Origin of the sequence: Actinophytocola glycyrrhizae (assembly GCF_042653545.1) — a bacterium.
Taxonomy (GTDB): Bacteria; Actinomycetota; Actinomycetes; order Mycobacteriales; family Pseudonocardiaceae; genus Actinophytocola; species Actinophytocola glycyrrhizae.
The window spans coordinates 677,054-697,165 of sequence record NZ_JBHSIS010000006.1 but is presented as its reverse complement, the minus strand read 5'-3'; the positions used below and the strand labels follow the sequence as shown (position 1 = coordinate 697,165).

The window sequence follows — 20,112 nt, the reverse complement described above, 5'->3', positions numbered from 1 at the left end:
GCCGCTCGGTGGCACAACGGCACCGGCGCGGTTACACATGGTATTCAGATAGCTGAGAACGGGCGACGTGTTACATGTGCTCCATCTGTATGAAGGTCGGTTGTTCCGGTGACGAAGGGTGAGGTCTTGACAGGCGTGTTGGACGAGCAGGACGTGGTGCCCGCGCCGGGGCAGCTCGTCACCGTGCGGAACCGGCCGTGGATCGCCACGGACGTGGTCCGCAGCGAGGTGGCGAGCAGCGACACCTCGACGCTCACCGCGCGACCCACCCACCTGGTGCGGCTGGTGAGTGTCGAGGACGACGCCCGCGACGAGGAGCTCCGTGTCGTCTGGGAACTGGAGATCGGCGCGGTCGTGCACGAGTCGACCACGTTGCCAGGACCGGAGCACGGACTCGACGACCCGGCCGAGCTGGACGCCTTCCTCGACGCCGTCCGCTGGGGCGCCATCGCGTCGGCGGACACCACGGCGTTGCAGGCGCCGTTCCGGTCGGGTGTGCAGATCGAGGACTACCAGCTGGACCCCGTGGTCCGGGCGCTGTCGATGCCGCGCACGAACCTCCTGATCGCCGACGACGTCGGCATGGGCAAGACGATCGAGGCCGGTCTCGTCATGCAGGAGCTGGCGCTGCGTCACCGTGCCCGGACCATGCTGATCGTCTGCCCGGCCGGTCTCACTCTCCAGTGGCGCGACGAGATGCGCGACAAGTTCGGCCTGGACTTCCGCATCGTGGACCGTGAGCTGCTGGGCAACCTGCGCCGCAGCCGGGGTCCGCACACCAACCCGTGGACGCACTACCCGCGGCTCATCGTCAGCATCGACTGGCTCAAGCGGGACCGGCCGCTGCGGCTGCTTCGCGAGGTGCTGCCCGCGGCCCCGCGCTATCCCCGCGAGTTCGACCTGCTGGTGGTGGACGAGGTCCACACCTGCGCGCCGTCCGGCCGCGGCAAATACGCGGTGGACTCGCAGCGGACGAAGGCGATCCGCACGCTTGCCCCGCACTGCGAGCACCGGCTGTTCTTGTCAGCCACCCCGCACAACGGCTACCTGGAGTCGTTCACCGCGCTGCTGGAGCTGCTGGACGACCAGCGGTTCGCGCGGGGTGTCAAGCCGACCGACGAGCAGTTGAAGCGCGCGATGGTGCGTCGCCTCAAGAGCGAGCTGCCACCGCGGTGGGACGGCACCCCCTATTTCGGCACTCGCACGTTGGACGTCGTGCCCGTGTCGCACACGGACGCCGAACGCGAGGCACACGAGTTGCTCCGCGGCTACGCCGAGAGCCGTCGCGGCGCCGCCGCGGGCCAGGGCGAGCGGGTCGCCGCGGACTTCGTGACGACGTTGCTGAAGCGGCGCCTGTTCTCCTCACCGAAAGCGTTCGCCGAGACCGTCGACGTGCACCTGGCCACGATGTCGAAACGGGACGACGCGACCGCTCCCACGGCAGCGCCGAGCCTTCCGGTGCTGATCGAACGGGTCACCGACGCGAGCGATGACGACGACGCGGACGGCACGCGCTACCGGGAGGCCGAGGCCGACGCGTTCGCGGTGGCCCGGCGCGGCGCGCCCCCGTTGTCCACCGACGAGCGGCGAACGCTGGAGCGGTTGCGGGACTGGGCCAGGTCCGCACAGGACCGCGCCGACAGCAAGGTCGGCGCGCTCCTGGCGCACCTCGAGCCGATCGTGCCGCCGGGCGGCGAGGGTGAACGGATCATCGTCTTCACCGAGTACCGCGACACCCAGCGGTGGCTGCACGAGCGCCTGCTGGCCGCAGGCTACAAACCGGAGCGGATCGCGCTGCTGTACGGCGGCCAGGACCGCGACGAGCGCGAGCACATCAAGAGCGTGTTCACCGAGTCGCTCGACCTGGACCCGATGCGGATCCTCCTCGCCACCGACGCGGCGAGCGAGGGCATCAACCTCCAACGGCACTGCCACCGGGTGTTGCACTGGGAGATCCCGTGGAACCCGAACCGTCTGGAGCAGCGCAACGGTCGCGTGGACCGGCACGGACAGCCCGCGCCCGAGGTTCTGGTGCACCACTTCGTCCCGGCCGGGTGGGAGAACACCGACTTCGCCGAGGGGAGCCTGGAGGACGAGCTCGCGTTCCTCCAGGTCGCGGTGAAGAAGGTGCACCGGATCAGGGAGGACCTTGGCAGCGCGGGTGAGGTGATCGCGGCACAGATCGAACAGAAGATGGTCGGCGAGCGCACCGACTGGCACGCGGCGGAGGTGCAGATCGAGAGCCGCGCCAAGAAGGCGCAATTGCGGTTCGACCGGGACCTCGCCCGCGAGCTGGAGAAGGCGGTCGAGACGCTGAAAGGCAGCCGTACCAGGCTGAACCTGCGGCCGGAGACGGTGGAGCGGGTCGTCAGGACCGCGCTTCGCCTTGCCCACCGGCAGGATCTGCGTCCGGCCACCGCGCCACCGGGGTTCGCCGGTGAGGTGTTCCGCCTGCCGCAGCTGCCGGGTGCGTGGGCAGTGGCCCGCAACGACGGCCTGCACCACCCGGTGACCGGTGCCGAGCGGCCGGTCAGCTTCGACCACGACGCGGTGGGCGACCGGACCGACGTGGTCCTGTTGCACCTCGGTCACCGGCTCGTGCAGATGTGCATGGGGCTGCTGCGGGCCGAACTGTGGGCGCAGTCGCGGCCCGACGCCGCGGCCACGGCGAAGCTGCACCGCATCACCGCGCGGGTCGTGCACGGTGACGAACTGCGGGTGCCCGCGGTGATCGCCCACGGCCGGGTCGTGGTGACCGGCGCGGACGGCGCCCGGCTGCACGAGGAGATCGTGTCGGCGGGCGGCCGGATCGAGGGCGGCAAGTTCGACCTGATCCGGTCGGTGGACGAGGTGAACGCGCTGCTCGCGGCGGCATCGGAGGAGTCGGCCGACGCCATGCGCGACAGGTTGAACACCTTGTGGCCCGCGCTTGCCGAGCCGCTGGCGAGGTCGTTGAACACGCGGGCGAACCAGCGGTTGCGGTCCATGCAGGTGCTGCTGCGGGACCGGTGTGAAGAGGAGGTCACGGCCATCGGCGCGGTGCTGGACGAGCTGACCACCGCCATCACGGCAACGCTGGACGACAAGGACCTGTGGCAGCAGGCCAGCCTGTTCGACACCGACGAACTGCTCGAACGCAGGCAGCTGAACTCCGACCACGAGGCGCTGCGGCGCAGACGTGATGAGCTGCCGCGTCAACGCGAGCAGGAGGAGGCGGCGCTGCGCCGCCGTTACGCCGATCCGACGACCAGGTGGTTCCCGGTGGCCGTGACGTTGCTGGTGCCCGCCGCGATCGCCCGTCAGGCCGAGCGGGAACGTGCGCAGGGGAGTGCCCGATGAGCCAGGTGAGTCGCCGACCGAAGGCGCCGAGTGTCGCCGAGCAGCACGCCGAATGGCTCGCGCTGCTGGCGTCGACTGGTCCGTTCCTGTCGTTGCCGGTGCTGACCGAGGCGTTGCCGACCGGTCTGGACACGTTGCCAGCGGAACTGCGGGCACGGACCCGTCAGGCGTGGTCGGAGTTCGACGCCGACCCGGCCACGCTGGCCGTGTTGTGGCAGGACTTCGTGCTGAACGAGCTGCTGCGCTACTCGCCCGCGGTGCTGCGCGACGCGGTACAGACCGATGTGCTCATCGACGGCCCGGTGCGCCCGGACCAGGTCGCGGTCGGCCCGAGTACGAGTGGACCGGCGCCGCGCCTGCACGTGTACCGCCGCCCACCGGGCACGACCGGCCTGGACGAACTGGCGGACGACGCGTCGCGGGTCTGCCGGGACAGCAACGTCCCGGTCGCGCTGGTGACCGACGGCCGGTTCTGGCTGCTGGTGCACGCCGTCCGGAACGGGCCGACGAGCGTCGCCCGGTTCGACGCGGACCTGTGGCAGGAGGAACCGATCCTGCTGCGCGCGTTCGCCACACTGCTCGGGCAGACCCGGGTGCTGCCCGCACCGAAACACACCGACGGCTCACCGACCGAGAGCCTGGCCGCGTTGTTCGCCCGCACCGCGGACGCGCAGGCGGTGATCACGTCGACGCTCGGCGGGCAGGTGCGTCAGGCCGTCGAGTTGTTCGTCAGCGAGGTGGCTCGGCTCGACCGCGAGTCCGGTGGGACGCTGCTCGACGGGGTGAGCGAGCGGGACCTGTACCGGGGTGCGCTGACCACGTTGATGCGCCTGGTGTTCCTGCTCTACGCCGAACAGAAGAAGCTGCTGCCGATCAACGACCCGACCTACGCGGACGGGTACGCGGTCACCACGCTCTACCAGCAGCTGTCGGAGGCACGGGACCGCCATGGTGAGGAGGTCGGCGACCGGCGCAGCGCGGCGTGGCCCCGGCTGCTGGCGACGTTCGCGGCGGTGCACGGCGGCTGCGAGCACCCGGACCTGCGCATCCCGGCGCACGGCGGTTCGCTGTTCGACCCGGCCGGGTACCGGTGGCTGGGCAGGGTGGCGGTGACCGACCGGGTCGTGCACGAGGTGCTGGACGCGTTGCTGATGCTGCGGCACCGGGGCAAGGCCGCGGAACGGTTGAGCTACGACGGGCTGAGCGTCGAGCAGATCGGCCACGTCTACGAGGGTCTGCTGGAGTTCTCGTGCCTGCGGGTGTCGGCGCCGCACCTCGGGTTGAGCGGGAAGCTCGAACCGGAGGTGCCGCTGGCCGAGGTCGAGGCCCAGGGGGACGCACTGCCTGCTTGGCTGATGAAGAACTGTGGCCTGACGGCGAAGCAGGTCGAGAAGGCACTCGCCGCCAAACCCACCGCGAAGCAGGCTGCCGACCTGCACGCGGCGTGCGACAACGACGCGGAACTTGCGGAACGGGTGTTGCCGTTCTGGGGCCTGCTGCGCACGGACCTGCGCGGCCTGCCGACGGTGTTCCCCGCGAGGTCGGTGCTGTTCACGCAGGTCGGTGATCGGCGCGCGACCGGCACGCACTACACGCCGCGCGATCTCGCGAAGGAGGTCGTAGAGCACACGCTCGCGCCGCTGTGCTTCGTGCGGGAGACGGAGGGCGTGCATCGGCTCCGCAACGCGGAGGAACTGCTGGCGCTGAAAGTGTGCGACCCGACGATGGGTTCCGGCGCGTTCCTGGTGGCCGCATGCGAGTACCTGGCGGAACGGCTGGTGGAGGCGTGGCAACGGGACGGCCAGCCCGACGACGTGACCGGCACGGCCGAAGAGGTGCGGATCGCCGCGCTGCGCCTGGTGGCGGCGAAGTGCATCTACGGCGTGGACCGCGACGACATGGCGGTGGAACTGGCGAAACTGTCGATGTGGCTGCTGACCCTGGCCCGCGACAAACCATTCGGCTTCCTGGACCACGCACTGCGCTGCGGCGACTCGCTGATCGGCGTGCGCACGGCGGAGCAGATCGAGGCGTACTGCCTGGACCCCACGCTCGGCAGGCAGAAGGTGGTTGAGCGGTTCACCGGTTCGATGGACAGGGCGATCGCGGCGGCCCTGACCGAGGCGACCAAGCTGCGCCAGGAGATCGAGCGTCGACCGGTCAACGCAAAAGAGGACGTAGACGCCAAGGCCGCGTTGTTGGCCCGGTCCGAGGTGGCAACCCGGAATGCTCAACTGGTGGCGGACGGAGTAGTCGCCGCCGCGTTGAGCACAGCGGGCGAGAATGAGACACGGTACGTCGATCGTCTGGTGGGGATGGTCGAGACCGCTGTCGAGGTGGTTAAGGGCTCGGCGTCACCAAGCGTCGAACTGACCTTCCGGTCGAAGCTGGAGGATTGGCTGACCGGTAACCGGTCGCAGGCGGTGAAGCCGTTCCACTGGCCACTGGAGTTCCCAGAGGTCATGGCGAACGGCGGCTTCGTAGCCGTGGTCGGAAACCCGCCTTTTATTGGCGGCACGATGATCAGTGGGCGAATCGGCAGGGACGTGTTGCACTACCTCCAACGGTTTGTTAACCGTGGTGCGCGCGGTGGCGGGCGAGCGGACCTATGCTCGTATTTCTTGCTGCGGGACCTGGACATCATGCGGGGTGGTCGGGTCGGCATTATCGCTACGAACACCATCGCGCAGAATGACACCCGCGAGGTTGGCCTTGACCAAGTAGTGGAGCACGGCTGGGATATCTACCGGGCGGAGAAGTCGCAACCTTGGCCTGGTTCCGCGTCTCTTGAGGTGTCGTTGGTTTGGGTAGGCAACACAGATGAGGGCGAGACTTTCTATCTGGACGGCAACGTGGTAAAGGGAATCACCCCATCTCTCGCCCCGAAGTCACGTGTCTCTGGCAACCCGCATCGCCTTGATGCCAACACCGGTCAAGCTTTTATCGGCTCGTATGTGCTTGCGATTGACAGCTTCGCATTGGATCCGGAGGTTGCTCGTGAACTGATCGGTCGTGACAGGCGAAATCGGGATGTGTTGTATCCACTTATTAATGGTGTTGATCTAAACTCCCGACCGGACTGCTCGGCGGCAAGATGGGTCGTGAATTTCCACGACTGGCCATGGGATCGTGTAATTGGATACTCGGATGTGCTGCGAATAATCGAGGAAAAAGCTAAGCCTGTCCTTGCTCGGAAGGATCCGAAGACGTATGTCGGCCTTATGGATAGGTGGTGGCAGTACTGGAGAATTCGCGCGGAGATGCTCCGCGCGATCGCTGGCCTGGAGCGAGTGTTGGTAATTACACGTCACGGGCGTACAGGGTTGCCTGCATGGGTGCCAACAGGGCAGGTGTTTACCGATGCGACAATCGTGTTCGCGACTGATCGGGACGCGATGTGTACATTACTATCCAGCAACGTGCACTTCGCGTGGTGGACGATCAAGGGGGAGTCCACTATGCGGACCGATCCTCGGTACACGCCTTCGGATGGGTTTGAGACGTTTGCTCAGCCGGAGTTGACCGCGCGGATGGATCGGGTCGGGGTCCAGCTGCACGAGTTTCGGCGGTCGGTGATGCTGGGGCGGGAGTTGGGGTTGACCAAGCTCTACAACCGGGTGCACGACGAAGCCGTCGCCGAACCGGACATCGTGCGGTTGCGGGAGATTCACGTCGAGGTCGACGAGGCGGTGGCCGAGGCGTACGGGTGGACCGATCTCGACCTGCGGCACGGGTTCCACGACACGCGGCAGGGGCGGCGGTTCACCATCGATCCCGTTGTGCAGGTGGAGATTCTGGACCGGTTGCTGGAGCTGAACTTCGAGCGGTACGACCAGGAGGTCAAGGGCGGGCGGCGGGCCACCAAGCGCGCGAGCGCCAAGGTGGCCGCCGACCCGGCCGAGGAGGGGATGCTGTTCTAGCCGGAGACGTGGCGCAGCAGCGCGGCCAGGCCGGTCCGTGGAAGTTCCAGCATGGCGGGGACCGGGTTCTTGCTGTCGCGTAAGGCGAACCGGTCGGCGGGCAGCAATGCTGCCTCTACACAGTTGCCGCCTCCGGTGCCGCCGCTCCCAGAGAAGCTGCTTCTGCGCCACGTCAGGCCGAGCTGGTTCGTCACGGAATTTCCTTCCTGTCGGCTTACCCAACAGTCTCCCCGGCGGCCCTGATCGCGTCCAGCGACTTGGCAGGCGACAGCGCGCGCCCGGTGAGAATGCCCCACCGTTGCAGCAGCTCACGCACGTGACCGCGATCCTCGATGTACATCGCGCCACCCTGCCCCTCCGCGTAGCCGACATCGGGGATCGGGTCCGGCAGGGTGAGAATCGAGAACGAGCCGTCCACGGCCGGAGTCACGCCCGCTGAACGCGGCAGAACCTGCACGGTGATGTGTTCGGATTCGGCTGCGTCAACCAGCCGGGCGAGCTGGCCACGCAGCACCGACGGCGTTCCGACCGGTCTGGTCAGGATCGTCTCGTCGAGGATCACGTGATAGCGCAGCGGGTCCGGCCGGTTCAGGACTCGCTGGCGGGCCATGCGGGCGAGCACCCGCCGTTCGGCCACCTCGAAGCCCAACCCTGGGTTCGCGCCGGTCACCAGCGCCCGCGTGTAGTCCGGTGTCTGCAATAGCCCTGGCACCACGATGGTCTCCAACTGGCGGACCGCGAGCAGTGCAGCTTCCACATTGAGTAGTTCGTGGAAGTCCTCCGGCAGGTCCTTGCGGATCGGGATCCAGTAGCCGCGCTCACCGGCCCGTTCCGAGAGGCCCAGCACCCACTCGCGGGTGTTCTCGTCGGTCACCCCGTAGACGTCGAGCAGGCGCTCCACGTCGTAGGACTTCACGCCGTGCTCGCGCTTCTCGATCCGGCTGACCTTCGACGTCGACCACTTGCCGCCGATCGCGCGCAGCTGTTCCACGGTCTGCTCCAGCGTCCAGCCACGCTGTTCGCGCAGCTGACGCAGCGTTTCGGTGAGCTGCCAGCGCCGGACGGTCGCGGTGACCACCCACTCGTTCTCCTCAGGCACGATTACCCCTTTCGAGTGAAAAATGGGAATCCCACTTTTCAACCGTTCCGACGACGCTCACTGTAGCTCACGTAAGGTGACCGATCGAGCACGGGATGTGCCATGACTGAGGACCCGAAACGGGCCGCGTTGTGCGGCGGCGACGAGTTCACCGAACTCGTCGCCGAGATGGTCGCCGACGAGGCGCCACGGCTGTTCGCCGTGGTGCAGGAACTCGGCGAACGCGAGGACGGCCGGATCGCCGCGTGGGGCATGGCCTTCGACGATCACGCCGACGTGGTTCGCCACGGCGGCGGCTCGTGGCTGAGCGTCAGCTCCCCCGACCGCGCCTGCCGGCTCCTCGGCTGCGGTCCGGACATCACCGCACGGCTGGTGTGGGTCACGCCGCCGACGCCGGAGTGACGACATGCCGGTGGCGTGGGGGCACTCGGTCCTCGAACCCGACCGCGGGCACGTGCGGGAACCCGACACCCACCTGGTCGACGGCGCCACCGTGGGGTTCGCGATCTGCGGCGCCTGGCTGGTCGGCGACCTGCCGCCCGACGCGACGTTCCCGCGGTGCTCGACCTGCCTGGCGCTCCTGGCCGACACCCCGCCATGACCGCGTCGCGCGGTGAGCTGCGGTGGGCGCCCGGCTACTTCACCGGCCGGTTGCACGCCGTCCTGCCGGACGCGGACCGCATGGTCTTCCGCCGGACACCGGTCGCCTGGTCCATGTGCGGGCGGGCGGTCGTGCTCGAACCAGTACCCCGGCACGTCCAACCCGTCCTGTGCGACCGCTGCGTGTACCTGGCGGGTCCACCACCGCGGGCCGGTTCGCGATGACAACTGGAGGAGACATGGGTTCGCCGAAGCGACCGCCACACGGCAGGTTCCGGAAACAGTGGCACTGGCACTGGCACTGGCTAGTCCTGGTCGTGGCCGCCGCGGTGTTCGTGCCGATCGTGCTCACCACACCCGACGATCCCGCCGGGCAGCATCCACCCACGGGATCGGTCGGTGCCGGTCTGCCCACCGGCATCGTTCCCGCCGAGACGAGGACACCGCGGCCCGAGGACCGGGACACGCGGGCCGTCACCGCCGCGCTGCGCACCCCTCGATCCGTGCCTGCTCGCCAGTGCCGAGGTGGCCAGGTCGAACGGGGTGCCGAACGCGGTGACGATCCCCACGGGCCCGCACTCGTGCCTGCTCCTCGCCGCCCCCGACCGCCCGGCTTTCGAGCCCGGTGTCGCGGTCCGGGTCGGCGGGCATTCCGACCTCCTCACCCGGTACGGCCAGGCGCCCGTGACGATCGGCGGGGCCAAGGCCTACGAGTACAGCGCCACCGACACCTTGTCGATGTGCCGGGTGGTGATCCCGGTGAGCGCGGCCCGGTCGGTCGAGCTCAGCTATCAGGAGTCGGTGGTCGCGGACGTGTGCCCGCTCGTCCCCAGGCACGCCGAGGCGGCGGTGGCGAAGCTGCGTGCCCCGGACAGCGTCGCGATGGCGCCCGCGAGCCGCCCGTTCGGCGCCTGGGACGGCTGCTCCCTCATGGCCGAGCTGCTCGGCCAGGACGCCGGGAAGTACCGGTACAAACCGGCGGGTCTCCGGGACCCGTTCGCAGGCTGCCACACCACCCTGGTGGACGGTGGCGAGACCGGTCCCCGGCTCAGGATCCACTACGGCGAGGCGCCACGACTCATCCGCGAGACCCGGCGCATCGCCGACCGGACGGTCGGGCTGACGCGGGTGGGTGAGGACTGTCTGGCCACCTGGGACAACGGACCAAGCGGCAACCGGAAACCGGGTTCGCCGCCACCGTCGTCGAACTGACCGCCCAGGACTGCGAGACCGCCGCCCGGCTCGTCGCGCGGGTGGTCACCCTCGCCGGGCAGCGGCCCGACGACGACGGCGCCGCCCCGCAGCGCCCGCTGCTCTACGAGCCGGACGACAACGACGCCGCCGCGCGGGGCGCCTGTGTCGACCTCGCCATGGGTGGCGACGACGACTGCGAGCCGTACCAGGAGGTCGCCGTGCCCGGCGACCCGGACGAGATCCTGGCCGCGACCAACCGGCACGTCCAGTGCGCGGTGTTCACCGACGCCGTCGAGGCGGTGTTCGGCACCACCTACCGGCCGGTCACCTGGGCCGCGCACTGCTTCTTCGTCGCGCCGGACCACGTGCTCGAGATCAACGTGAACCTCAACCCGATCGACGCCCCCGCCGACTACGGACGAGGCGAGGTGTACAGCGACCGCCGGGAGACCGAGATCGCGGGCCGTCCCGCGGTGACGTTCCGGAGCAACAGCAACGCTTTCTTCGACATCTACCTCTCCCCGCACGGCGACCTGAAGGCGCAGGGCAACCTGCACGTCGGGCTGAGAGCGATGGGCGGACGCGGCACGGACCACGGCGCGCGGCACGTCGCGGTGGACCGGAAACACACCGAGGCGGCGGTCAAGGTGATGGCCGCGGCCGTCGGGAAGTACTTCGCCTAGCTGGGGGCCATCCTGGCCAGCTGCCGGACGAGGTCGTCCCTCCCGGCCGGCGCCACCCGCACCTGGTCGTCCCCGGCGCCGAACAGCAGCGCGAAGCGGCCCTCACTGGTGTCGGTGTACCGCAACGGTTGCGTGGCACGCCGTCGGCGGCCCCACTCGTCGCGGGTCGCCACCGACAGCTCGCCGAACCCGCCCACCGGCAACGCGGCCAGTCGCCGCGCGTGCCGCGCCTCGGGTCCGGCGCGGTGCATTCCCGCCCCCGCCGGGGTGCGCCGCCTGCCGTCCGGCCGGGTGGACCTGACCTCGGCCGCCGACACGGTGAACGGCGTGCCCGAACCAGCCGGCACGTCGGGTGTCTGCGCGACCAGCCGTTCGGCGAGCCGGTTCGCGCCGATCCGGCTCAACCACACCGTCGAATCCGCCTGGCGTACGGCGAGGAGTGCCTCCCTGCCGGTTCGTCCGGCGAGGACCCCGGCGGTGCGGCCGTCGTGGGTGATCCATCCGTAGTACTCGACGCGCGGTCGGCACAGCACGGCCAGCGACGCGGCGACCTCCCGTTCGAGGTTGCCACGGCGGTCGCGCCAGCCCAGCGCCGTCAGCAACTCCCGGGTCTGCCCGCGCATGGCGTCGTGCGCGGCCGGTGGCAACCAGCGGGGCTCGGGCGCGAGTGTCTTGTGCAGCTCACCGAGGTTGGCGTCGGCGACCAGCCACGCCAGCAGCGCGGCCGGCACCTGCGCCGGTGCCGGTAGCACCACGTCAGTCCTCGTACTCGTCGTCGCCGATCACCTGGGGCGCGGTCAACACGTCGCTGCCGAAGACGCTTTCCGCGTCGGCCTCCAGGATCACCTTGCGCGTGTGCTCCTCGTCCTCGTCGCCCTTGCCGCGCCCCGCACCCACCGGCGCGCCACCCATGGCACCCGGCCCGCCGCCGCGCGCCGCCGCCACGGCCGCCGCACGCCGCGCCGCGGCCTCCTCGGCGGCGAGCGCCCCGACGCCCGGACCGCCGAGCACCCCACCGCGGGGCCCGGCGACCCCGCCGCGCGGCTGACCGCCCACCCCACCACCGCGTCCAGCGCCGGGCTCGCCGCCGGGACCGACCCCGGCGACCAGGCCGGAGACCGGAGCGAGTCCGCCCGGCACGCGGCCGGTGCCGGGGTCCGTCGGTGACACCGGCGACGGACCGGGAACCGACCCGGGACTCGACGGGGTCGGCGTGAACGAGCCGGGGACCGTCGCGCCCGCGCCAGGGGTTGTCCCCGCCGGTCCGCCGTCCGGCGCTGAGGCGCCACCGGAGGACGGCCCACCGGCCACGGGCCCCGGCCCGGTCCCGCCCGGCCCGCCCGGCCCACGGTCACCGCCTCCCGACGGGCCGCCGCTGCCGTCGGCGGAGTCGGTGGAGTCGCCGAAGTCGGCCGAGTCGATGGTCGTCGGGCCCGGGTCGACCGAGATCCCGGACTGGTCGCCGGTCAACGTGCCGTAGTCGGAAGGAAGGTTCGTGGTGTTGTGGTCGGAGGCGCCGGTGTAGCGGTTCATCACGTCCACGTTGTGCTGAGCGGCCGTGTTGTAGTCGTCCACCTGCCGCTCGAGGTCCACGATCGCGGCGGGCGAGACCAGCATCGCCATCGGGTTCATCGGCTCCGGCCTCGGCGGCACCGGCACCACGGCGTTCTTCGCGTCGCCGAACGACCCAGCCTGCCGGTTCGTCAGATCCTGCGCGGTGACCAGCGACATGCCGGACAGCTCGTGCTCGACGAGCAACGGCCCCACGCCCCGCAGCGCGGCCCCGGACGCGCTGCCCTGCCAGGCCGACTCCATCCGGGCCGCCAACCGGTGGATCTGTTCCGCCCGCTCCCGGTAGGAGCCTGCGACCTCGTTCACGATCGCCGCGCCACCGATCAGCCCGTCCGAACCCCGGCCGTCGTGGAAGTTGTCGTAGACCTCGCGCCCGCTGTACCCCCAGAACATCAGCCGGCCTCCTTCAACGTCGTCAACGCGGCAGCCGCCACCTGCTTCGCCCGGTCACAGGAGCCCTGCGCGTCCAGCAAACCCTGCTCGGACACGCTGATTGCCAGAGTGTCGGATATCCCCACGGTGATGTTGCAGGTTCCCGAGTCACGTTGGTCAGGATCGTCGGCGAACACCGCCGGATAGCCGTTCACGGTGGTCGGGATGAAGTAGTCGAACTGGTCTCGTCCTCGGTAGGTGTCGGACAGTCCGCTCTCGTTGCCGGTCAGGAAACCCACACCGATCAAGCTCGCCAGTTCCGTCGCGGCATGCCAAGCACAGAACGGTCCCACATTCTCCGCGATAGCTCCCGTTGTCGTGGGAATGCCTGGACGGCTGACGTCGAAGGTGGCGAGTTGAGTCTGGCTGAGTACCGTGCACGGCTCGGTGAGGAACCGAGTCGCGTCGAGCGGATCGGCCACCCGAGGCGCGCCATCTGCTGGGTCCTCGCTCGGTTTGGTGGTGGTTTCTGAGGGGGCGGACGTGGGCCCGGGGGTCGGAGTCCCGTCCGCTTGCGTGGTGCATGCGGTCCCGGCCAGCAACACACTCACCACCAGCCAACGAGCCCGTCGCAGAACATCAACCCTCATCGACACCCCGCATCCGTGCGACGTTCAACTCTTCGTCGGCGGCGTACTGCTCCCGAGCGGCAGTCAACTTCTCGACATAGGCATTGGCATAGTCGAACATGGCCTTGTTGTGGGTCCTCGCCTTGACCAGTGACTCGACCAGCGCCTCGGCCTGTCCCTTGCTCATGTCGTCGTCGGCCGGGGAAAAGATCTGCTGGCGTGCCAACAGGAGATTCAGTCCGTCTGTCTCGATGGTGTCGCGGATCGCGGCCCATTCCGTGATGAGCGCACCCAGTTCCGCGAGGTCGGCGAAGACGTAGTCGCCGTTCGCGCCGCCGCCGCCGCTGCCGGTGACTACGTATCCGGCATTGCCCAGTGCATCCGCCACCGCAACCTCCCCAGGCCGCCGGTCTGACCCTACTGTCCGTTTCCATGCCAACACTCCGCGCACCGAGAGTACGACGGAACGTACGTGGTCGTGACCGTTTTGGTGGTCCTCACCCGACCGGAGGACAGCACGAAATCTGTCGGTGCGGGTGGCTACGGTACGAGCCATGACCCGACAGACCGTGCTCGCCGTACCCGACCCGGCGGCCATCCGGGACGAGCTGCAGCAGCTTGTGCTGAACGACCTGCACGGGCCGCTGGGCGGCGAGCACGAGGAGTTCGGCAACGAGGACCCGCTGGACCGGTATCCGCTGGGACGGCTCGCGCCGCGCGGTGAGACGGTCGAGCCGGACACCCAGGACGACCTCGCCGACGCCGACGCGGGCGATCTGACGGAGGGCGACCGTGAGCCGAGTGCTCCCAACACCTCCAGCCTCGCGCTCTCCTCGATCGGGTGCACCACGACAGTCTCGCGCGCGACGACCGAACTGCTCGTGACCGCGAAGTGGGCGAGCTACAAGCGGGTCACCGCCGAGACCGAGGGGTCCGGTCCGGACCGGGTGTGGCGGCGAATTCCGATGGGAGGCACCGTCACCGTCCCGCTCACCGAGGGCACGGTTCAGGCGCGGTCCGTGGACGCCAGACTTCCCGAGGTCGTGGTGCGCGGCCGGGTGCGGGCGCACAACGGTGACTGGCTCGTGACGCTGTTCCTCGCCAACCAGCAGGCCCGGCCGCAGGGGCGCGGCGCGGGCAGCTGGATCTTCCAGGTGGAGCTGTCCGCGTCGGCGCCCGGCGAGGCCGACGTGTTCCTCCCGCGACCCGACCAGCCCTCCGGCGGCGACGAGGTCGACAAGGCCGAGTACCGGCGCCTCGCCATGGCCTACCGGTTCCACCCGGAGATCGCGGTCGGACACGGGACGGCGGTGCGGGTGACTCGCCGCACCGACACGTCGCGTGCCGCGTACCGGGTGAGCACCGCGACCGTGCCCGAGTACGAGATCCCCGCGACCGACGTGCCCAACCCACGCGACGACGAGGACCTGCCCGAGCTGGCCGACGTCGAACTCGACATGGCCGAGCTGGGTCGGCTCGCGGAGGGCGAACCCGACTCGCTGCTCGCCGCGCTGAACCCGCTCGTGGACGGATACCGGAACTGGATCGCGGCCCGCGCCGAGGAGGCGGCCCGGCCGGACGCCCTTCTCGGCGACCATGCCCGCCAGGTCACCGAGTCACTGGACGCCGCCCGGCACGCGGCCGACCGGATCGCCGCCGGTGTCGCTCTGCTGGGCGCCGACCCGGCCGCGCGTCGTGCGTTCGGATTCGCGAACCGGGCGATGGCCATGCAGCGCGTCCACAGCATGGTCGCCGCGGACCGGCGCGCCGACCCCACCCGGCTGCTCGACGACGTGGCGCGGGAGCTGGACACCCCCGACAACCACCGGTGGCGACCTTTCCAGCTCGCGTTCGTCCTGCTGAACCTGCCGTCGCTGGCCGACCCGAGCCACCCGGAACGCGCGGACGACCCGGACCAGGCCATCGCCGACCTCCTGTGGTTCCCGACCGGTGGCGGCAAGACGGAGGCCTACCTCGGACTGACCGCGTTCACCCTGGCCGTGCGCCGACTCCAACCCATGCACGGTGAACTGCGTACGGACACCGGTCTGGCCGTGCTCATGCGGTACACGCTGCGACTGCTCACCATCCAGCAGTTCGAGCGTGCGGCCACCCTGATCTGCGCCACCGAGGTGCTGCGGCGCGCCGACGAGCCGACCTGGGGGACCACCCCGTTCCGGCTCGGGCTCTGGGTCGGTGGCCGGGTCACACCCAACCGCACCGACGACGCCGCCGACTGGCTGACCGAGGTACGGCGCTCCACCGGGCGGCCGTCCCGTGGGCAGGGCTCCCCGCACCAGCTCACCACCTGCCCGTGGTGCGGGACGTCGATCGAAAAGGGCCGGGACATCGAGGTCGACCTGCGGGTGTACCGGCGGACCTACGTGATCTGCCCCGACGCGTTCTGCCCGTTCGGCGTCATCGCCGGGCCGAGCGACCCGGAGAACCGTGGGCTGCCCGTGCTGGTGGTCGACGAGGAGATCTACCGACATCCACCGTCGCTGCTCATCGGCACGGTCGACAAGTTCGCCCAACTGGCGTGGAAAGGCGAGACCGCGAACCTGTTCGGTCGCGCCACCACCCGGTGCGAACGACATGGGCTGCTCAGCGAGGACATCGAGCACGCCGACTGGGAGCGCGGCACCCACCCCGCCGTCGGCGGGGCTCCGGCCGCCCGCACCGTCGGCACCCAGCCCAGCCGGCCACCCGACCTGATCATCCAGGACGAGCTGCACCTGATCTCGGGGCCGCTCGGCTCACTCGTCGGCCTCTACGAGACGGCCGTGGACCGGCTCGCCTCCTTCGAACTGCCCGACGGGCGGTTCGTGCGGCCCAAGGTGATCGCCTCCACCGCCACCGTGCGCCGGGCGGGCCGCCAGATCCGCGCCCTGTTCCACCGGCGCACCGAGGTGTTCCCGCCGCCCGGTCTCACGGTGAACGACAACTACTTCGCGCGTCAGCGACCGACCGACAAGAAGCCGGGCCGCAGGTACGTCGGCATCTGCGCACACGGCATCCGCATCAAGTCGACCCTGATCCGGGTCTACGTGTCGGTCCTCGGTGCCGCGCAACGCCTGCACGAGCGGTACGGCCACAACGAGGTCACCGACCCGTACATGACCCTGGTCGGCTACTTCAACAGCCTCCGGGACCTCGGCGGCATGCGCAGGCTCGTCGAGGACGACGTGAGCACCCGTCTCACCAGGGCGGACCGGCGCGGCCTGGCCCGCAGGTACGACCCGATCCAGGTCGAGCTGACCTCGCGCCGCTCCTCCGACGAGATCCGGCCCCTCCTCGACCAGCTCGCGGTGACCTTCACCGGAAAACGGGTCCGCGGCGCACGACCACCCATCGACGTGTTGCTCGCCACCAACATGATCGCGGTCGGCGTGGACGTCTCACGGCTCGGTGTCATGGTGGTCGCCAACCAGCCCAAGTCCACCGCCGAGTACATCCAGGCCAGCAGCCGCGTCGGCAGGCAGGCGCCCGGACTGGTGTTCACCGTGCTGAACTGGGCCCGGCCGCGCGACCTGTCGCACTACGAGCGCTTCGAGCACTTCCACGCCACTGTCTACCGCAACGTGGAGGCGTTGTCGGTGACTCCGTTCGCGGACCGTGCCATCGACCGCGGCCTCATGGGCGTGCTGGTGTCCCTGGTCCGTGAGCTGGAACGGGCGTACAACGGCAACCTGCGCGCACAGGACTTCGACCGCAACTCCCAGCTGGCCGACCACGTCGTCCGGTTCCTCACCCGGCGGGCCGACGTGGACGGCGAACGCCGGGTCCGGCGCAGGGTGGAGGACGAGCTGGACAACCGGCTCGACATGTGGCGGACCGCGCGGTTCCGGCCGGGTCGTCGGCTGGCCTACGACCGGCCACGCAACACCGACGACGTGGCGGGGCTGCTGCGCAGGCCGGACGAGGGCAGGTGGAGCCAGCTCACCTGTCCCACCTCCCTGCGCGAGGTGGAGCCGGGCATCCAGTTGCAACTCCTGCCCGGCGCGGACCTCGTCGGGACCGATCCGCCGTTCCGACGCCCCGACGTGGATGACTCCGGGAGCAACGCATGAGCACGCCCACCACCCGGAACTGGCACCGAGTGGGCGCGCTGCGGCCCAACCAGTTGCTGCACACCTTCGGCGTCGGTTCGGTGGCCGACCTGCCGAACCTGTCGGTCATGATGATGGGTCTGGACTACTGGGACCTCCAGCACGCCGAACAGGTGGTCGAGGAACGTCTGCTGACGGCGGTGCGTGCCCGCCTGGGACAGCAGGTGGAGACGTTGCGCCAGCCTCCCCACCTGTCCGAGACGTCCGACGTGTTCGCCGAATGGGCCAGAACCGGTGTGCCCGTCGGCGTGTTCCCCAGTTGGCTGCGTTGCTCCGACACCAGGTGCAACCGGCTCGCACGGGTCGACTCGGACCTGTTCACGTTGCTGGGGCACGCGTTCCAGCCCGACAAGGTGCGCTACGTGCACTCCTGCCGCGGGCAGGGCGGCAACCGGCCCACCGCCGTGCCCGCGCGGTTCGTGATCGCGTGCGACAGCGGGCACCTCGACGACTTCCCCTGGCAGTACTTCGTGCACCGGGGCGACGAACCGGACTCCCAGCACACGCTGCGGCTCACCGACTCCAGCACCACCGGTGAGGCCGCGAGTGTGTACGTGCGGTGCGAGTGCGGGCGCGAACGCCCGATGTCCGACGCGTTCGGTGTCGCCGCCGAACGCAGTCTGCCGCTGTGCCGTGGCCGCCACCCCCATCTCGGCCGGTTCGAGGAGTGCGAGAACCAGACCCGCACCCTGGCGCTGGGTGCCACCAACAGCTGGTTCGCCATGCAGTTGCGCGCGTTCAGCCTGCCGCGCGCGAGTGATCCGGTCGACCAGCTCGTCGCCGAGTTCTGGGAACAGCTGCGGCTGCTCGCCGGTCTGGAGCCGGACATGGCCAAGATGCTGATGCGCACCCAGTTCTTCTGGTCCGAGCTGGAGCCCTATGGCGAGGACAAGGTGTGGTCGGCGATCCGCAAACACGCCGACTCGGCCGAACCGCGGCCCGACGACGACGATGACCTCCGCACCCCGGAATGGCGTGTCTTCGCCGACGGCGGGGACATCGACCTGCCCGACTTCTCCACCCGCAGGGAACAGGTTCCGGCAGGCACCGGTGCGTGGTGCAACCAGGTGGTGCTCGCCACCCGGTTGCGGGAGGTCTCCGCCCTCTACGGGTTCACCCGCATCGACGCGCCGGAGTGGGGTGAGGCCGTGGACGAGGACCCGCGCAGGGCGCGCCTGTCCGAACACCCGCCCGCGTGGGTGCCCTGCGCGGAGATGCGCGGCGAGGGTGTCTTCCTGCGTTTCGACGAGACTCGGATCGCCGAGTGGGAGCGCAGGCCCGAGGTCGCGCAGCGGGTACGAGGGGTTCTCCTGCCCGCGCACGAGCAGTGGCGGGAACAGCGTCGTCTGGTGCCGGGACACTGGCCCGAGGTGCGGTACGTCCTCCTGCACACCTTCGCGCACATGCTGATCCGTGAGCTCGCCCTCGAGTCCGGGTACAGCGCGTCGGGCATCAGCGAGCGGGTGTACGCCCGCTCCGGTACCGAACCGATGGCCGGTGTCCTGCTCTACACGGCGGCCCCCGACAGCGAAGGGACGCTCGGCGGCCTCGTGTCACTCGGCGGCAGGCACACCCTCGGTGCGTTGATCGAGCGTGCGCTGGAAGCGGCGCGACTGTGCAGCAGCGACCCCCTGTGCGCCGAACAAGACCCCCGGGAGCACGGACGGCTCTACGGCGCCGCCTGTCATGCCTGCCTCTTCGCATCCGAGACCTCGTGCGAGCGCGGCAACCAATATCTGGACCGGGCGTTGCTCGTCGACACCCTCGCCACCTCCGGTTGCGGGTTCTTCGGGTGAACACCCAGCGGCTCGGTGCGGAACTGGCAGTCCTGGCCGGACGGCTTTCCTCGGGGCAGGTGCGCTCCTGGTGTGCAGTGCTGGACGGCGCACCAAGCCCGCACTCCGCGGTGGAAGCCGAACTGATCGACACGCACGCAGGCTCCGGTGTCACGGCGGCAGCCGGACAACTGATGACGCTCTGGCGCCGACATGCGCCGGGACTGCACGGGTCGGCTGTGTCGCTTGCACTGTCCGCCGCCGCGACCGTGCACGAGGATGCCGAGCGGGACCGTCCTCGTCTGGTGGTGACCGGGCCGACCACGTCGGCGGTCGCGGTCCGGTTGACCAGCAGCGTCGTGGTCGACATCGTGCGTGCCGCCACCGAGCGTGTGCTGCTGGTCAGCTTCGCCGCGCACGGCGTCGCCGAGGTCGTGCGCGAACTTGAGGCCGCGGTGGCCCGCGGTGTCGAAGTGGATCTCGTACTCGAGACCACCGAGGACAGTGGTGGCCGGTTACGCGGAGGCCCGGGTTCGGGCGCCTTCAGCGCACTTGCCGACCGGGCCGCCCTGTGGCACTGGCCGGTCGAGAACCGGCGGAGGAGCGGGGCCGCGCTGCACGCGAAGGTGCTCGTCGCCGACGCGGCGGTGGCGCTGCTCAGCAGCGCCAACTTCACCGACCGCGGCATGGCGGACAACATCGAGGTCGGTGTGCTGCTGCGGGACGTGGACACCGCGGGTCGACTCGACCGGCATTTCCGGTCGCTGATGAAGGAACACGCGCGTTGCCTCGGCCGGGTTCCACGGTGACCGGACGGGAT

Annotated in this window: 17 protein-coding genes; 10 read left to right on the top strand and 7 right to left on the bottom strand. The window is 69.9% G+C overall.

Going from position 1 to position 20,112, the window contains the following annotated elements:
- Positions 1 to 135 precede the first annotated feature (135 nt).
- Together drmD and ACFPCV_RS13980 are read left to right on the top strand one after the other, a co-directional pair.
- Positions 136 to 3,339 carry a DISARM system SNF2-like helicase DrmD gene (drmD, locus tag ACFPCV_RS13985; RefSeq protein ID WP_378056937.1) on the top strand — a complete coding sequence of 1,068 codons (3,204 nt, stop codon included), beginning with the start codon at positions 136 to 138 and terminating at the stop codon, positions 3,337 to 3,339.
- 455 nt (positions 3,340 to 3,794) lie between these two features.
- Entirely contained in the window at positions 3,795 to 7,259 is a 3,465-nt protein-coding gene (locus ACFPCV_RS13980) for an Eco57I restriction-modification methylase domain-containing protein (protein ID WP_378056546.1), read from the top strand.
- On the opposite strand, the gene ACFPCV_RS13975 is transcribed toward ACFPCV_RS13980, so the two are convergent.
- On the bottom strand, positions 7,256 to 7,453 hold the full coding sequence (locus ACFPCV_RS13975) for a DUF397 domain-containing protein (RefSeq protein ID WP_378056545.1): 198 nt from the start codon (positions 7,451 to 7,453) through the stop codon (positions 7,256 to 7,258). The genes ACFPCV_RS13980 and ACFPCV_RS13975 overlap by 4 nt on opposite strands.
- A 20-nt stretch (positions 7,454 to 7,473) precedes the next feature.
- Positions 7,474 to 8,358, bottom strand: coding sequence for a helix-turn-helix domain-containing protein (locus tag ACFPCV_RS13970; protein WP_378056544.1), 885 nt, complete (start codon positions 8,356 to 8,358; stop codon positions 7,474 to 7,476).
- Positions 8,359 to 8,460: 102 nt separating this feature from the next.
- Here ACFPCV_RS13970 and ACFPCV_RS13965 point away from each other — a divergent pair, with 102 nt between their 5' ends.
- Genes ACFPCV_RS13965 through ACFPCV_RS13955 form a run of 3 tightly spaced genes read left to right on the top strand, consistent with a single transcriptional unit; the run spans position 8,461 to position 9,183 of the window.
- Positions 8,461 to 8,760, top strand: coding sequence for a hypothetical protein (locus ACFPCV_RS13965; RefSeq protein WP_378056543.1), 300 nt, complete (start codon positions 8,461 to 8,463; stop codon positions 8,758 to 8,760).
- A 4-nt stretch (positions 8,761 to 8,764) separates the two neighbouring features.
- Positions 8,765 to 8,959 (top strand): hypothetical protein, encoded by a 195-nt coding sequence (locus tag ACFPCV_RS13960; protein ID WP_378056542.1) that lies wholly within the window; start codon positions 8,765 to 8,767, stop codon positions 8,957 to 8,959.
- A complete protein-coding gene (locus ACFPCV_RS13955; RefSeq protein ID WP_378056541.1) occupies positions 8,956 to 9,183 on the top strand; it encodes a hypothetical protein in 228 nt (75 codons plus the stop codon). The genes ACFPCV_RS13960 and ACFPCV_RS13955 overlap by 4 nt, the downstream gene beginning before the upstream one ends.
- 80 nt (positions 9,184 to 9,263) lie before the next feature.
- Here ACFPCV_RS13955 and ACFPCV_RS13950 read toward each other — a convergent pair whose 3' ends face one another.
- Positions 9,264 to 9,527, bottom strand: a complete 264-nt coding sequence (locus ACFPCV_RS13950; protein WP_378056540.1) for a hypothetical protein — start codon at positions 9,525 to 9,527, stop codon at positions 9,264 to 9,266.
- On the opposite strand from ACFPCV_RS13950, the gene ACFPCV_RS13945 reads away from it, so the two are divergent.
- Together ACFPCV_RS13945 and ACFPCV_RS13940 are read left to right on the top strand one after the other, a co-directional pair.
- Positions 9,514 to 10,170 carry a hypothetical protein gene (locus ACFPCV_RS13945; RefSeq protein WP_378056539.1) on the top strand — a complete coding sequence of 219 codons (657 nt, stop codon included), beginning with the start codon at positions 9,514 to 9,516 and terminating at the stop codon, positions 10,168 to 10,170. The genes ACFPCV_RS13950 and ACFPCV_RS13945 overlap by 14 nt on opposite strands.
- Positions 10,171 to 10,211: 41 nt before the next feature.
- Positions 10,212 to 10,835 (top strand): hypothetical protein, encoded by a 624-nt coding sequence (locus ACFPCV_RS13940; RefSeq protein WP_378056538.1) that lies wholly within the window; start codon positions 10,212 to 10,214, stop codon positions 10,833 to 10,835.
- On the opposite strand, the gene ACFPCV_RS13935 is transcribed toward ACFPCV_RS13940, so the two are convergent.
- From ACFPCV_RS13935 to ACFPCV_RS13920, 4 genes are read right to left on the bottom strand one after another with little or no spacing between them, the layout of a single operon-like run.
- Positions 10,832 to 11,587 carry an ESX secretion-associated protein EspG gene (locus tag ACFPCV_RS13935; RefSeq protein WP_378056537.1) on the bottom strand — a complete coding sequence of 252 codons (756 nt, stop codon included), beginning with the start codon at positions 11,585 to 11,587 and terminating at the stop codon, positions 10,832 to 10,834. The two genes, ACFPCV_RS13940 and ACFPCV_RS13935, sit on opposite strands and share 4 nt — an antisense overlap.
- A 4-nt stretch (positions 11,588 to 11,591) precedes the next feature.
- Positions 11,592 to 12,800: a hypothetical protein gene (locus ACFPCV_RS13930; RefSeq protein WP_378056536.1), complete on the bottom strand. Its 1,209-nt coding sequence runs from the start codon at positions 12,798 to 12,800 to the stop codon at positions 11,592 to 11,594.
- Complete coding sequence (locus ACFPCV_RS13925) at positions 12,800 to 13,429, bottom strand: DUF3558 domain-containing protein (protein WP_378056535.1); 630 nt, start codon at positions 13,427 to 13,429, stop codon at positions 12,800 to 12,802. The genes ACFPCV_RS13930 and ACFPCV_RS13925 overlap by 1 nt, the downstream gene beginning before the upstream one ends.
- Entirely contained in the window at positions 13,419 to 13,796 is a 378-nt protein-coding gene (locus ACFPCV_RS13920) for a hypothetical protein (protein ID WP_378056534.1), read from the bottom strand. The genes ACFPCV_RS13925 and ACFPCV_RS13920 overlap by 11 nt, the downstream gene beginning before the upstream one ends.
- Positions 13,797 to 13,962: 166 nt before the next feature.
- On the opposite strand from ACFPCV_RS13920, the gene drmA reads away from it, so the two are divergent.
- Genes drmA through drmC form a run of 3 tightly spaced genes read left to right on the top strand, consistent with a single transcriptional unit; the run spans position 13,963 to position 20,101 of the window.
- Entirely contained in the window at positions 13,963 to 17,478 is a 3,516-nt protein-coding gene (gene drmA, locus ACFPCV_RS13915; protein ID WP_378056533.1) for a DISARM system helicase DrmA, read from the top strand.
- Positions 17,475 to 19,313, top strand: a complete 1,839-nt coding sequence (drmB, locus tag ACFPCV_RS13910) for a DrmB family protein (protein ID WP_378056532.1) — start codon at positions 17,475 to 17,477, stop codon at positions 19,311 to 19,313. Before drmA ends, drmB begins: the two co-directional genes overlap by 4 nt.
- Complete coding sequence (drmC, locus tag ACFPCV_RS13905; protein WP_378056531.1) at positions 19,310 to 20,101, top strand: DISARM system phospholipase D-like protein DrmC; 792 nt, start codon at positions 19,310 to 19,312, stop codon at positions 20,099 to 20,101. The genes drmB and drmC overlap by 4 nt, the downstream gene beginning before the upstream one ends.
- The last annotated feature ends 11 nt before the right edge of the window (positions 20,102 to 20,112 follow it).